Origin of the sequence: Natronohydrobacter thiooxidans (genome assembly GCF_001884735.1) — a bacterium.
Lineage (GTDB): Bacteria > Pseudomonadota > Alphaproteobacteria > Rhodobacterales > Rhodobacteraceae > Roseinatronobacter > Roseinatronobacter thiooxidans_A.
Window position 1 is genome coordinate 64298 of sequence record NZ_MJAP01000001.1, and the last position, 13026, is coordinate 77323.

The window sequence follows — 13026 nt, forward strand, 5'->3', positions numbered from 1 at the left end:
GCGCTCAGGCGCGCACCAGCGCCTCATAGGTCTCGGCGACTTTGCGGGTCATCTGGCCGACCTGGAAATGATACTCACCGATCTGGCCCACCGGTGTTACCTCTGCGGCGGTGCCGGTCAGCCAGCATTCCGAGAAGCTTGCCAGTTCTTCGGGCAGGATATGGCGTTCATGCACCACGATCCCCATATCATGCAGCATCGCGATCACGGTCTGGCGCGTGATGCCGTTCAGGATCGCATCGGGGATCGGCGTATGCACTTCGCCATCCTTGACGAAGAACACATTGGCGCCGGTCGCTTCGGCCACATAGCCGCGATAATCCATGAACAATGCGTCCGAGCAGCCCTTTTCCTCGGCGGCATGTTTGGACATGGTGCAGATCATGTAGAGCCCTGCAGCCTTGGCGGCGGTCGGGATCGTCTCGGGCGAGGGGCGCTTCCATTTGGCGATATCGAGCTTCGCGCCCTGCCATTTGGCATCGCCGTAATAGGCGCCCCATTCCCAGGTCGCGATCGCCAGCCGGACCGGATTGCGCCGGGCTGCGACACCCATATCCTCGCCCGCGCCGCGCCATGCGACGGCACGCAGATAGGCATCGGTCAGACCATTGGCGGCCAGAACAGCGGCCTTGGCCTCTTCGATCTGATCGACCGTATAGGGGATTTTCATGTCCAGCAGACGCCCCGATTCCAGCAGGCGCTCGGAATGTTCGCGGCTTTTGAAGATCTTGCCCGAATAGCAGCGCTCGCCCTCGAAGACCGAGGAGGCATAATGCAGCGCATGGGTCAGGATATGCACATTCGCATCGCGCCAGGGCACGAGCTTGCCATCCATCCAGATCTGTCCGTCCCTGTCATCATACCCGCCAGCCATGCGTGCCTCCTCTAGACCGCGATTTTCATATATTGCGCAAATTAGGTCCGATACGGGCATAAAGTTACGCGATTTCGGGGAATCGCTACCAATTCGCACTTGGAATGTCAACAAGGCTGACATAAAATGCCCGCAGAGGTGAAGGGGCGTGCCAATGGCCGACGGACCAACAAATAGCAGCGGTGAGAACCTGCTGTTCCTGACCGACGAGCAGTTGCGCAAGGGGATCGAGGCGATGTTCTTCGCCTATCGCGGCTTCACGGCGGATCCTGACCGTATTCTGGACGAACATGGCTATGGCCGGGCGCATCACCGCGCGCTGCATTTCATCAACCGCACCTATGGCACGACGGTCAATAACCTGCTTCTGGTTCTGGGCGTGACCAAGCAATCGCTCAATCGCGTGTTGCGCACCCTGATCGAGGATGGGCTGGTCGAAAGCCGTATCGGCAAGACCGACCGGCGCGAGCGCAATCTCTATCTGACCGAAGCCGGTGCCGCGCTGGAGCGCGCCCTGTCCGAGGCCCAGCGCGAACGCATGCGCGCGGCCTATCGCGCCGCAGGGCCGCAGGCCGTGGCAGGGTTCCGGCAGGTGCTGGAAGCGATGATGGATGACGAGATCCGCCGCCAGTACAACACGCTGCGCGAGCGCCGGACATGAGTTCTGAAACGCCGGTCCATCTGCTGATCGTCGATGACGACACCCGCATCCGCTCGCTGTTGCAGAAATACCTGCTGCGCAACGGCTATCTGGTCACGGCGGCGCGCGATGCCGCCCATGCAAGGCGGCTGCTGCAGGGGCTGAGTTTCGATCTGGTCGTGCTGGATGTGATGATGCCGGGCGAGGACGGGATCAGCCTGACCCGCCATATCCGTGCGCAGGGGTCGATGCCTGTGCTGCTGCTGACCGCGCGGGGCGAGGCAGAGGACCGCATTACCGGGCTGGAAGCCGGGGCGGATGATTACCTGCCCAAGCCGTTCGAGCCGCGCGAATTGCTGCTGCGCATCAATGCGATCCTGCGCCGCAGCCCGCAGCCGGACCCGGTGGCGGTGCAGGTGAAGATGCTGGTCCTTGGTGCCCTGCGCTATGATCTGGAACGGGGCGAGCTGAAACGCGGCGATACCCCGGTGCGGCTGACCCAGACCGAGGCGGCGATCATGCGGCTCTTTTGCCAGAACCCCGGCGAGGTGATCACCCGCGAGGCGCTGGTCGAGCATCTGAGCCGCGACCGCGCCGCGCATGGCGGCATGGTCGGGCAGGAACGCGCGGTGGATGTGCAGATCACCCGGCTGCGCCGCAAGATCGAGCGCGACCCCAAGGCCCCGCGCCATCTGCAGACCGTGCGCGGGGCGGGGTATGTGCTGGTGACGGATTGATCCGCTGGTGACAGACCTTCGGATCAGAGCGGCGCGAAGGCCGCTCGGACCGCAGGCTGGATGTTAAACCGGAAGCGCTGGCAGAACAGGCACTTCGGGCGGTGTATTGACCGACAGAATGACCCCATCCTCGGTGACGCTGAGTTCCACATCATCCACGACATCGACATTCTGCAGCAAGATGGCCGCCCGGAATGTCGTCCCCTGCTCAAACTCGAAATAGGGGGCGATATCCACGCGCAGCAGGATGCGTGTATGCTCGCCCTCGCGCGAGATCGATTCCAGCTCTACATTCTCGCTGCCCTGAGGCGGTAGCAGCACGACGAGCCTGTCTTCTTCGGGGTCGAAGTCGCGAATCACGACATCTCCGATTCCAGGGAAACCACGCTCCAGCGGGAATGGAGGGGCTTGCTGATCATCAACTGCGGGGCGATCATATTCGAGAATGAATGTATCGGACCCCTCTCCGCCCCGGATGTCCGCATAGCCATTGACAACGGCAATCGTATCATCGCCATGACCGCCGCGCAGGGTCATCACCCGCGCTTCCTCGCCCAGATCGTATGAGCGCGCGATGATCAGGTCATCACCTGATCCGCCATGCATATCCGCACCGACCCCGATCAGCGTATCATCGCCTCCACCGCCATAGAGCGTGTTGGAAAAAGTGCCATGGCTGATGATCAGGTCATCTCCGGGCCCACCATAGATCCGCATCCCGTCCTGCCCGGAGAGATGGCGATCATCGTCGGGGTGGCCATAGGCATCCGCCACGATGGTATCATTGCCAGCGCCGCCGCGAATCTCGTCCAGACGCGCAAGGTGGTGTTCTTGCTCCTGGACCATCTGCTGCGCATTTTCGATATCCATTGGCAGGATCAGATCTGCCCCCGATGTGCCATGCAGAATGAAACGCCCGTCCTCGTCGCGCTCAAGCGTCAGGTCGTCGTCTTCCGGTTCGGGCTCTGAATTGCCGTCAAAGGAAACAGTCATCGCCAAAAGCGCGCCAATGCCTAAAAATAGAAACAAATATTCCATCATACCCCCAAAAATAACGCTTTTGTGAGAAGTCCCGAAAGCTTTTGATTCGTCAATCTTTTTTTCACCACGACTCAGTCCGGGCCTGAACGCAAAAAGAGCCCCGAGGCGATGCCCGGGGCTCTGTCTTTCAGTCCAGCGATGTCAGGCTTATTCCGCCTGCTCGCCCACGATTTCCTCGCCGGTTTCCTGATTGACCATTTTCATGGCCAGACGGACCTTGCCGCGGTCATCGAAGCCCAGAAGCTTGACCTTCACTTCCTGACCTTCCTTCAGCGCATCCGAAGGGTGGTTCAGGCGGCGGTTCTCGATCTGCGAGACATGCACCAGACCGTCGCGCTTGCCGAAGAAGTTCACGAAAGCGCCGAAATCGACCAGCTTGACCACGCGACCGGTGTAGATCTTGCCCACTTCCGGCTCTGCCACGATCGAATAGATCATGTCATAGGCTTTCTGGATCGCGGCCTGATCGTTCGAGGCAATCTTGATCGTGCCGTCATCGTTGATATCGACCTTCGCGCCCGACACTTCGACGATTTCACGGATCACCTTGCCGCCGGTGCCGATCACTTCGCGGATCTTGTCGGTCGGCACCTGCATCGTCTCGATCTTGGGCGCATATTGGCTGAAGCCCTGCGGCGCGGTCAGCGCCTGTGCCATCTCGCCCATGATATGCATGCGCGCATCCTTGGCCTGCGCCAGCGCCTGCTCCATGATCTCGAAGGTGATGCCTGCAACCTTGATATCCATCTGCAGGCTGGTGATGCCGTCCGAGGTACCCGCAACCTTGAAATCCATGTCGCCGAGGTGATCCTCGTCGCCCAGAATATCGGTCAGGACAGCGAAACGGCCATCATCTTCGAGGATCAGACCCATGGCCACACCGGCGACCGGGGATTTCAGCGGAACGCCCGCATCCATCATCGACAGCGACGAGCCGCAGACCGTGGCCATCGAGGAAGAGCCGTTCGATTCCGTGATCTCGGAGACGACGCGGATCGTGTAGGGGAAATCGGTCGCGGCGGGCAGCACGGCTTGCAGCGCGCGCCATGCCAGTTTGCCGTGACCCACTTCGCGACGCCCCGGAGGGCCGAAGCGGCCAACCTCGCCCACCGAATAGGGGGGGAAGTTGTAATGCAGCAGGAAGCTGGATTTCGAGGTGCCGGTCAGCGCGTCGATGAACTGTTCGTCATCGCCGGTGCCCAGCGTGGTCACGCAGAGCGCCTGCGTCTCGCCACGGGTGAAGAGCGACGAGCCATGCGTGCGCGGCAGAAGGCCGGTTTCGGCCACGATCTGACGCACGGTCTTGGTGTCGCGCCCGTCCACACGCGGCTCGCCATTCACAACGGCACCGCGCAGGATCGAGGCTTCCAGCTTCTTGATCGCCGAACCAAGGTTCTCATCGGCCAGCTGCTCTTCGCTCAGGCCCGCCTTGATCGCCTCGCGCGCGGCTGCAATCGCGCTCACGCGCTCTTGCTTGTCGCGCAGTGCGAAAGCGGCGCGCATCAGCGGCTCGCCTGCGGCTTTCACTGCGGCATAGAGCTCGGAATAATCCGGCGGCGTGAAATCGAACGGCTCTTTTGCGGCATCCTCGGCCAGAGCGATGATCAGGTCGATCACCGGCTGATAGCTTTCATGGGCGAATTTCACCGCGCCCAGCATCTCGGCCTCGGTCAGCTCATAGGCTTCGGATTCGACCATCATCACCGCGTCGCGGGTGCCGGCCACGACCAGATCCAGCCGCTGCTCGGGATTCTCGCGCAGCTTTTCCATGTCCTGACATTCGGGGTTCAGCACATATTCGCCATCAACAAAGCCCACGCGCGCCGCCGCAACCGGGCCCATGAAGGGCACGCCGGAAATCGTCAGCGCGGCCGAAGCCGCGATCAGGGCAACCACATCGGGTTCATTGACCAGATCGTGCGACAGCACGGTGCAGATGACCAGAACTTCATTCTTGAAGCCATCGACAAAGAGCGGGCGGATCGGACGGTCGATCAGGCGCGAGGTCAGCGTTTCCTTGTCGGAGGGACGCGCTTCGCGTTTCAGAAAGCCACCGGGCACCTTGCCTGCGGCATAGTATTTCTCTTGGTAATGTACGGTCAGCGGGAAGAAATCCTGCCCCGGCTTCGCGGCTTTGGCGAAGGTCACATTGGCCATGACGCTGGTTTCGCCCAGCGTGGCCACGACCGAGCCATCGGCCTGACGGGCAATCTTGCCCGTTTCCAGTGTCAGCGTCTCCTGCCCCCACTGGATGGATTTGGTAACGATATTGAACATCTCTTGCGGTTCCTCAGGGAAAGCGCCAGCCCTCTGGCCTTTCCGTTTCCTATGGCGGCCCCATTGCCGCCGACCCCAATCATCCAGCATCACGCCGGGGCCCCTGCGTCACGTCTCAGATGCGCCGCGCCATACAGGAAAACCGCGCATAAGAAAAGCGGGAAAGCCGTGGGGCTTTCCCGCTTGCGCGTCTGACATGGTGTCTGTGTCAGTAGCGATAATGCTCGGATTTGAACGGGCCCGCGACCGGCACGCCGATATACTCGGCCTGATCGTCGCGCAGTTCCGTCAGCTTCACGCCGATGCGCTCCAGATGCAGGCGCGCGACCTTTTCATCCAGCGCCTTGGGCAACAGATAGACGCCGGGCGCATACTCCTCGCCCTTGGTCCACAACTCGATCTGCGCCAGCACCTGATTGGTGAAGCTGGCCGACATCACGAAGGACGGATGGCCGGTCGCATTGCCAAGGTTCAGCAGGCGGCCCTGCGACAGCAGGATGATGCGATTGCCCGAGGGCATCTCGATCATATCCACCTGATCCTTGATATTGGTCCATTTGTGGTTGCGCAGCGCCGCGACCTGAATTTCATTGTCGAAATGGCCGATATTGCCGACAATCGCCATATCCTTCATCTCGCGCATATGCTCGATGCGGATCACGTCGCGGTTGCCGGTGGTGGTGACGAAAATATCCGCCGTCTTGACCACATCTTCCAGAGTCGTGACCTGAAACCCGTCCATCGCGGCCTGAAGCGCGCAGATCGGGTCGATCTCGGTCACGATCACGCGCGCGCCTGCGCCTTTCAGACTGGCGGCAGAGCCCTTGCCGACATCACCATAGCCGCAGACGACCGCGACCTTGCCCGCCATCATCGTATCGGTGGCGCGGCGGATGCCATCCACGAGCGATTCCTTGCAGCCGTATTTATTGTCGAATTTCGACTTGGTGACGGAATCGTTGACATTGATCGCAGGGAAGGGAAGCTTGCCGGTCTTGTGCAATTCATAGAGCCGGTGCACGCCGGTGGTGGTTTCTTCCGACACGCCCTTGATCGCATCGCGGGTGCGGGTGAACCAGCCGGGGCTTTGCGCCATGCGCTTGAGGATCTGCGCCTTGATCACGGCTTCTTCTTCGGATTGCGGGGCCGGGATGATATCCTCGCCCGCTTCGGCCCGCGCGCCCAGCAGCACATAAAGCGTTGCATCGCCGCCATCATCGAGGATCATATTCGCGCCGTCAGCGAACTGGAAGGAGCGGTCCAGATAATCCCAATGCTCTTCCAGCGTCTGGCCCTTGATGGCGAAAACCGGCGTGCCGCCTGCCGCGATTGCCGCCGCCGCATGGTCCTGCGTCGAATAGATGTTGCAGGACGCCCAGCGCACATCGGCGCCCAGCGCGGTCAGGGTTTCGATCAGGACGGCGGTCTGGATCGTCATATGCAGGCTACCCACGATGCGCGCGCCTTTCAGCGGTTGTGCCGCGCCATATTCCGCACGCAGCGCCATCAGGCCGGGCATCTCGGTTTCCGCGATATCCAGCTCCTTGCGGCCGAACTCTGCCAGAGCAATATCCTTGATGATGTAATCATCTGCCATAAGTTCAATGTCCTTGCATGAGTGGCGTTGCGCGGCGACATAGCATCAGGGGGTCACATCGGCAAGACAGAGCCATTGCGCGCAGACCCACGCCTGTTCTGCCCGCCTTTACAGTTGTAGGCTTCGGTCCGATCTGCGATTGTCGGGCCATACGGGATCAAGGACGCGTCAGTGCCAGTTCATCGTTTGAGCATACCCCCTTCCTTCCGGGCCAGCCTGTTTCCGGCCCTGTTGCTGATCGCGGTTCTGTTGCTCGCGCCGCTCCGGGCAGAGGCGTTCGATGCGCTGGAGTTCCGGGTGCAGGGCGAGGACGCGGAACTGGAAAGCGCGCTGCGCCGCGCCTCGCTGCTGCAGGGCGCGCAGAATGAGGGGGTCAGTGACCCGTTCGAGCTCTATACGATTGCGCGTGCCGAATACGGGCAGCTGATCGGCATCTTCTACGAGCAGGGCTATTATGCGCCGGTGATCTCGGTCCGGATCGACGGGCGCGAGGCCGCCGATATCTCACCGCTGACGCCGCCCTCGTCTGTGCGGCAGATCGACGTGATCCTGACGCCCGGCCCTGCCTTCGTCTTTGGCCGCACTGAGCTTGGCCCGCTCGCGCAGGGCACTTCCCTGCCGTCAGATTTTGCGCGTGGAGAAGTCGCGCGCTCGACCGTGATCCGCGATGCGACGGGCGATGCCGTCGAGGGCTGGCGCGCCCAGGGCCATGCCAAGGCCGAACCCACCGATCAGCAGATCACCGCGCGCCATCCCGGCAATACGCTGGATGTGGCCGTGCAGATCGCCCCCGGCCCGCGTCTGCGTTTCGGAGAATTGCGCCCCGATGGCCATGTGCGCACCCGCACCGCGCGCATCCACAAGATCGCGGGCCTGCCCTCGGGTGATGTCTATTCCCCGCGCGAGATCCAGCGCGCCGCCGAGCGGTTGCGCCGCACCGGGACATTCTCTTCGGTCGCGCTGCGCGATGCCGATGCGATCAACCCCGATGGCACGCTCGATATCGACGCGGCGCTGGTCGAGGCGCCGCTGCGGCGGATCGGCGCTTCTATCGAGTATGATACGGAACGCGGCGGGAAGCTGGGTGCCTTCTGGCTGCATCGCAATCTTCTGGGCGGGGCGGAACGCTTTCGCATCGAAGCCATGGTCGGCGGCATCGGCGCGCGCAGTGGCAAGCTCGATTACCAGCTTGCGCTGGAATATGCCCGGCCCGCAACGCTGACACCGGAAACGACGCTGAAACTCGGGGCATTGATCGAGACCGAGAACGAATCCGATTTCGAAGCCCGCCGCTTGCGACTCGACCTTCGGCTGGAGCATCGCTACAGCGACACGCTGACCTTCGGCGCGGGTCTGGGCCTTCTGGCCGAGCGCGCCGATTTCGGGCCGGGCTTCGCCACAAGGCGCGATTACCGGATGGTGCTGCTGCCGCTCTCGCTGACCTGGGACCGGCGCGACAGCGAGCGCAACCCGACGCGCGGCTTCTATCTGCAGAGTGAACTGACACCCTTTCTGGGGCTGAAAGGCACCGATAGCGGCGCGCGGCTTACGGCGGATGCGCGCACATATCGCGGTTTCGGGAATGACGACCGTTTCGTACTGGCCGGACGGGCGCAGATCGGTGCCATACTGGGCGCCGAGATTGACCGCACCCCGCGCAATTTCCTGTTCTATTCGGGCGGGGGCGGCAGCGTGCGGGGCCAGCCTTTCCGCTCGCTGGGGGTCGATGTGGGCGGCGTGCGCTCGGGCGGCAAGGGCTTTGCCGCACTCTCGGGCGAAATGCGGATGCGGGCCACCGAAACGATTGGCCTCGTGGCCTTTGCCGATGCGGGCTATGTCTCGCAGGGTACGTTCTCGGGCCCGTCTGACTGGCATGCGGGGGCTGGACTGGGGCTGCGCTATGACACGCCGATCGGCCCGCTGCGGCTGGATGTGGGCTACCCGGTCGCGGGCCCCACCGGGCGGGGCTTTCAGGTTTACCTTGGCATCGGGCAGGCGTTCTGATGCGGCTGCTGCGCCTTCTCCCGGCCCTGCTTCTGGGCCTGATGCTGGGCTTTGCCCCTGCCGCACAGGCGCAGGACTTTGAAGAGCTGCTGCCCCGCGCCGATGAAAGTGATGCGGGATATCTGACCAGATTGTTGCAGGACAGTCTCTCGGGGGCGGGCCGCGAAGTACGTCTTGGCGGCTTCCGTGGGGCGCTGTCCTCGCGCGCGACCTTCGACGAGCTTTCCATCGAGGATGAGATCGGCGTCTGGATGCTGATCGAGGACGCGGCGCTGCAATGGAACCGCGCTGCGCTGTTCCAGCGCCGGATCGAGATCGCGGAGATTTCCGCCCGCCGCGTCACCATCCTGCGCGCCCCGGTCAGCGACGAGCCAAGCGACGAGTTGTTCACCCTGCCCCGGCTGGAACTGCCGGAACTGCCGGTTTCGGTCAATCTGGACCAGATGCAGATCGACGAGGTGATCCTTGGCCCCGATGTGCTGGGCGAGCCGCTGCGCGCCAGTATCCGGGGCAATGCAGCACTTGCGGATGGCGAAGGCACGGCCAGCCTGCGGATCGAGCGCATCGACGAGATCGACGGGCTGATCCGGCTGGATGCGGGCTTTTCCAACGCGACACGCATCCTGTCGGTCGATCTCTCTGCCGAAGAAGCTGCCGGTGGCCTTGCGGTCTCATTGCTTGGCATCCCCGATGCGCCCTCTGCCGCGCTGACCATCGCGGGCGAAGGGCCGGTTTCGGATTTCACCGCCGATATCACGCTTGCGACCGATGGCGTACCGCGTGTCGAGGGGGAATTTCAGCTCCAGACCGCGCTACAGGATGTGGCCCAGGCTGTAAGGCTGGATCTGAGCGGCGATCTGCGCCCGCTTATGGACCCGGAATTCCACCCGTTTTTTGGGCCGCAAAGCAGGCTTCGCACCCAGGCCCGACGGTTCGAGGATGGGCGTCTGCGGCTTGATGATCTGGATATCCAGACGCAGAGGCTGGCGCTCAGCGGGCGGTTCTATCTGGGCGCGGACCGGCTGCCCGAACTGATCGACCTGCGCGGGCAGGTCGAGGATCCGGCGGGCGAGCGTGTGCTTCTGCCCGTCCCCGGTGGGCGTACTACGATTGAAAGCGCCAATCTGCGGCTTGGTTTCGATGCTTCGGTCAATGAAGACTGGGATCTGGTTCTGGACCTGCTGGGTTTCGAGAATGAGGATTTCACGGTCGAAAGCCTTTTCGTCAACGGGATCGGGCGGATCACCTCGGACGGGTTCGGCGAAGATATCGATGTGATCGACGCGCTGATCGATTTCTCGGCGCTGGGTCTTGCCGCCGCTGATCCGGGGCTGAACGCGGCGCTGGGCAATTCCGTTACCGGCTCTGCCTCGCTTCTGTGGCGCGAAGGGCGGCCCTTGCTGTTGCCCGGTTTCCTGCTTGAAGGGCGCGATTATGCCCTGAATGGCCGCGCGCGGCTGGAAGATGGTGTGATCTTTGCCAATGCGCAGGGCCAGTTCCGCGATGTCTCGCGCCTGTCCACGCTCGCGGGTCGCCCGCTATCGGGTGCGGTGACGGCCGAGGTTGATGCCACGATCGGGCCGGAGCGCGACCGTTTCATGGTCGCCGCCGAGATCTCCGGGCAGGATCTGACACTGGATCAGGCGCAACTGGATGCGCTGCTGTCGGGCCGAAGCCAGATCACGATTGATGCGCATAGCGCCGATGGCACGATTTCGCTGCGCCGCTTGCAGGCCGAGGCCCGCACATTGCGCAGCGATCTGCGCGGCACGATCACCGGCAGCGAGATCGATCTGCGCGGCGAGGTGGATTTTGCCGATATTGCGGTGCTGGGCAATGGCTTTGGCGGCGCGCTGGATGCGCAGATTGCGCTGCGTGGCCCGCGCGAGGCCGAGCGCCTGACGCTGGAGGCCGTGGCGCGCGACCTGACCGTCGGGCAGGAGGATGTGAACCGTCTGCTGCGCGGCGAGACGACCCTTGCGCTGGACGGGCAGCGCGATGGCACGGCCTTCGATCTGACCAGTCTGAGCCTGTCGAACAACGCCATAGAGGCCAGCGCCGAAGGGCGCTATGACCCCGGTGCCTCGCGCCTTGAGCTGCGCGCGACCCTGCCCAATCTGAGTGCGATCCGCCCCGGACTTGGCGGGCGCATCACCGCGGAAGCGAGCCTGCGCGAAGAGGGCGAGACCCGGCATCTGGCGCTGGATGCAGTGGCCAATAACCTGCGCCTTGGCGCACCGACCGCGGATAATCTGCTGACCGGCACGCATCGGCTGAACGCAAGAGTGGTGCAGCGCCCGGACGAGATTCTGCTGGAAACGCTCACGCTGGCCGGGTCGCAGCTGAACGGGACGGTCACGGGGCGCATTGCCGACGGGCGCCCGGAATTGCAGATTGATGCGCGGCTGAACAATCTTGCCGTTCTGGTGCCCGGGATCACCGGTGCCCTCTCGGTTTCGGGCAGCGCGCGCGACACGGACGGGGCCTATGCGCTGGACCTCGGGGTCAGCGGGCCAGCCGGGCTCACCGCGCAGGTGAGCGGCAGCATTGCCAGCGATCTGACCGGCGATCTGCGCGCCACCGGCAGCACGGATCTTGCGCTGATCAATCCCCGGCTGGAGCCGCGCTCTATACAGGGGCCCGCGCGTTTTGATGTCACGCTGAGCGGACCGCTGGCGCTGTCCTCGCTGCGCGGTACGGCCGAAGCGAGTGATGTGACGCTGGTGCTGCCCCGCAACAACCTGCGTATCACTGATATTGTGGCCTCTGCCCAGCTTGACGGGCCGCGCAGTACGGTCACGGTACGCGGTCGCGCGGCGACCGGCGGCTCCGTCGCGCTGGACGGCACGATCGGGCTGGGCGCGCCCATCACTGGCGATCTGCGCGCCAGTCTGAACGAGTTGCGCATCGTCAATCCGCAGCTTTTCGATACCACCGTGTCGGGCGATGTCGCCATCACCGGCAATCTGACCCAGGGGCCGGATATCACAGGCGCGCTGTCGCTGGACCGCACCGAGATCCGGATCCCGCGTGTGGGACTGGCCGGTCGCGGCTATATCCCGCCCAATATCACCCATCAGGGCGACGCAGCCGCTGTGCGCGCGACCCGCGACCGGGCCGGGATTTTTGCAGGCGAAACCTTTGGCCGTCGGCCCAACCCGGCAAGACTGGATATCAGCGTCGATGCGCCAAACCGGATCTTCATTCGCGGACGCGGGCTGGACGCCGAACTTGGTGGCACGCTGCGGCTGACCGGCACGACTGCCGACCTGATTCCCATCGGCCAGTTTGGATTGATCCGGGGGCGGCTTGATCTCTTGGGCAACCGCTTCAATCTGAACGAGGGCTTTGCCAGTCTTGAAGGGGATTTCGTGCCCTATGTGCGCCTTGTCGCCTCGACCGAGCGAAGCGGCGTTCTCGCCCGGATCGTACTCGAAGGCCGCGTCGACGCGCCGGAGATCCGCTTCGAATCTGTCCCTGAACTGCCCGAGGAAGAGATCGTCTCGCTGCTTCTCTTCGGGCGCGGCTTCGAGTCGCTCTCGCTGTTGCAGGCCGCGCAACTGGCCTCTTCCATCGCCACGCTCTCGGGGCGCGGCGAGGGGATCTTTGAGCGTCTGCGCCAGAATATCGGGCTGGATGATCTGGATGTGCGCACCGATGAGGATGGCGAAACCTCGATCCGGCTGGGGCGCTATCTGACCGAGAATATCTATACCGATGTCGAGGTCAGCCCGCAGGGCAGCAGCGAAGTGTCGATCAATATCGACCTGTCGCCGTCGCTGACCGCGCGCGGACGGGTCGATAATCAGGGCCGCGCCAGTGTCGGCCTGTTTTTCGAACGCGATTACTAAGGAAC

The 13026-nt window shown here is 63.2% G+C and carries 8 protein-coding genes; 4 read left to right on the top strand and 4 right to left on the bottom strand.

Annotation, left to right across the window (positions count from 1 at the left end):
- Positions 1 to 4: 4 nt before the first annotated feature.
- Positions 5 to 874 carry a branched-chain amino acid aminotransferase gene (locus tag BG457_RS00340; protein WP_071794953.1) on the bottom strand — a complete coding sequence of 290 codons (870 nt, stop codon included), beginning with the start codon at positions 872 to 874 and terminating at the stop codon, positions 5 to 7.
- A 154-nt stretch (positions 875 to 1028) separates the two neighbouring features.
- Here BG457_RS00340 and BG457_RS00345 point away from each other — a divergent pair, with 154 nt between their 5' ends.
- Both BG457_RS00345 and BG457_RS00350 read left to right on the top strand, forming a co-directional pair.
- On the top strand, positions 1029 to 1535 hold the full coding sequence (locus tag BG457_RS00345) for a MarR family winged helix-turn-helix transcriptional regulator (protein WP_071794954.1): 507 nt from the start codon (positions 1029 to 1031) through the stop codon (positions 1533 to 1535).
- Positions 1532 to 2251 carry a response regulator gene (locus BG457_RS00350; RefSeq protein ID WP_071794955.1) on the top strand — a complete coding sequence of 240 codons (720 nt, stop codon included), beginning with the start codon at positions 1532 to 1534 and terminating at the stop codon, positions 2249 to 2251. The genes BG457_RS00345 and BG457_RS00350 overlap by 4 nt, the downstream gene beginning before the upstream one ends.
- Before the next feature lie 63 nt (positions 2252 to 2314).
- On the opposite strand, the gene BG457_RS00355 is transcribed toward BG457_RS00350, so the two are convergent.
- From BG457_RS00355 to ahcY, 3 genes are all read right to left on the bottom strand, one after another.
- Positions 2315 to 3244, bottom strand: coding sequence for a calcium-binding protein (locus BG457_RS00355; protein ID WP_175546692.1), 930 nt, complete (start codon positions 3242 to 3244; stop codon positions 2315 to 2317).
- 195 nt (positions 3245 to 3439) lie between these two features.
- Positions 3440 to 5569: a polyribonucleotide nucleotidyltransferase gene (gene pnp, locus BG457_RS00360; protein WP_071794957.1), complete on the bottom strand. Its 2130-nt coding sequence runs from the start codon at positions 5567 to 5569 to the stop codon at positions 3440 to 3442.
- Positions 5570 to 5777: 208 nt separating this feature from the next.
- Positions 5778 to 7166 carry an adenosylhomocysteinase gene (gene ahcY, locus BG457_RS00365; RefSeq protein ID WP_071794958.1) on the bottom strand — a complete coding sequence of 463 codons (1389 nt, stop codon included), beginning with the start codon at positions 7164 to 7166 and terminating at the stop codon, positions 5778 to 5780.
- 171 nt (positions 7167 to 7337) lie between these two features.
- On the opposite strand from ahcY, the gene BG457_RS00370 reads away from it, so the two are divergent.
- Entirely contained in the window at positions 7338 to 9170 is a 1833-nt protein-coding gene (locus BG457_RS00370) for an autotransporter assembly complex protein TamA (RefSeq protein WP_139257481.1), read from the top strand.
- Positions 9170 to 13021 carry a translocation/assembly module TamB domain-containing protein gene (locus BG457_RS00375; RefSeq protein WP_084657342.1) on the top strand — a complete coding sequence of 1284 codons (3852 nt, stop codon included), beginning with the start codon at positions 9170 to 9172 and terminating at the stop codon, positions 13019 to 13021. Before BG457_RS00370 ends, BG457_RS00375 begins: the two co-directional genes overlap by 1 nt.
- The last annotated feature ends 5 nt before the right edge of the window (positions 13022 to 13026 follow it).

Coding starts and splice junctions, on each gene's coding strand:
- BG457_RS00340 (WP_071794953.1), bottom strand. CDS start 874: ATGGCTGGCGGGTATGATGACAGGGACGGACAGATCTGGATGGATGGC.
- BG457_RS00345 (WP_071794954.1), top strand. CDS start 1,029: ATGGCCGACGGACCAACAAATAGCAGCGGTGAGAACCTGCTGTTCCTG.
- BG457_RS00350 (WP_071794955.1), top strand. CDS start 1,532: ATGAGTTCTGAAACGCCGGTCCATCTGCTGATCGTCGATGACGACACC.
- BG457_RS00355 (WP_175546692.1), bottom strand. CDS start 3,244: ATGACTGTTTCCTTTGACGGCAATTCAGAGCCCGAACCGGAAGACGAC.
- pnp (WP_071794957.1), bottom strand. CDS start 5,569: ATGTTCAATATCGTTACCAAATCCATCCAGTGGGGGCAGGAGACGCTG.
- ahcY (WP_071794958.1), bottom strand. CDS start 7,166: ATGGCAGATGATTACATCATCAAGGATATTGCTCTGGCAGAGTTCGGC.
- BG457_RS00375 (WP_084657342.1), top strand. CDS start 9,170: ATGCGGCTGCTGCGCCTTCTCCCGGCCCTGCTTCTGGGCCTGATGCTG.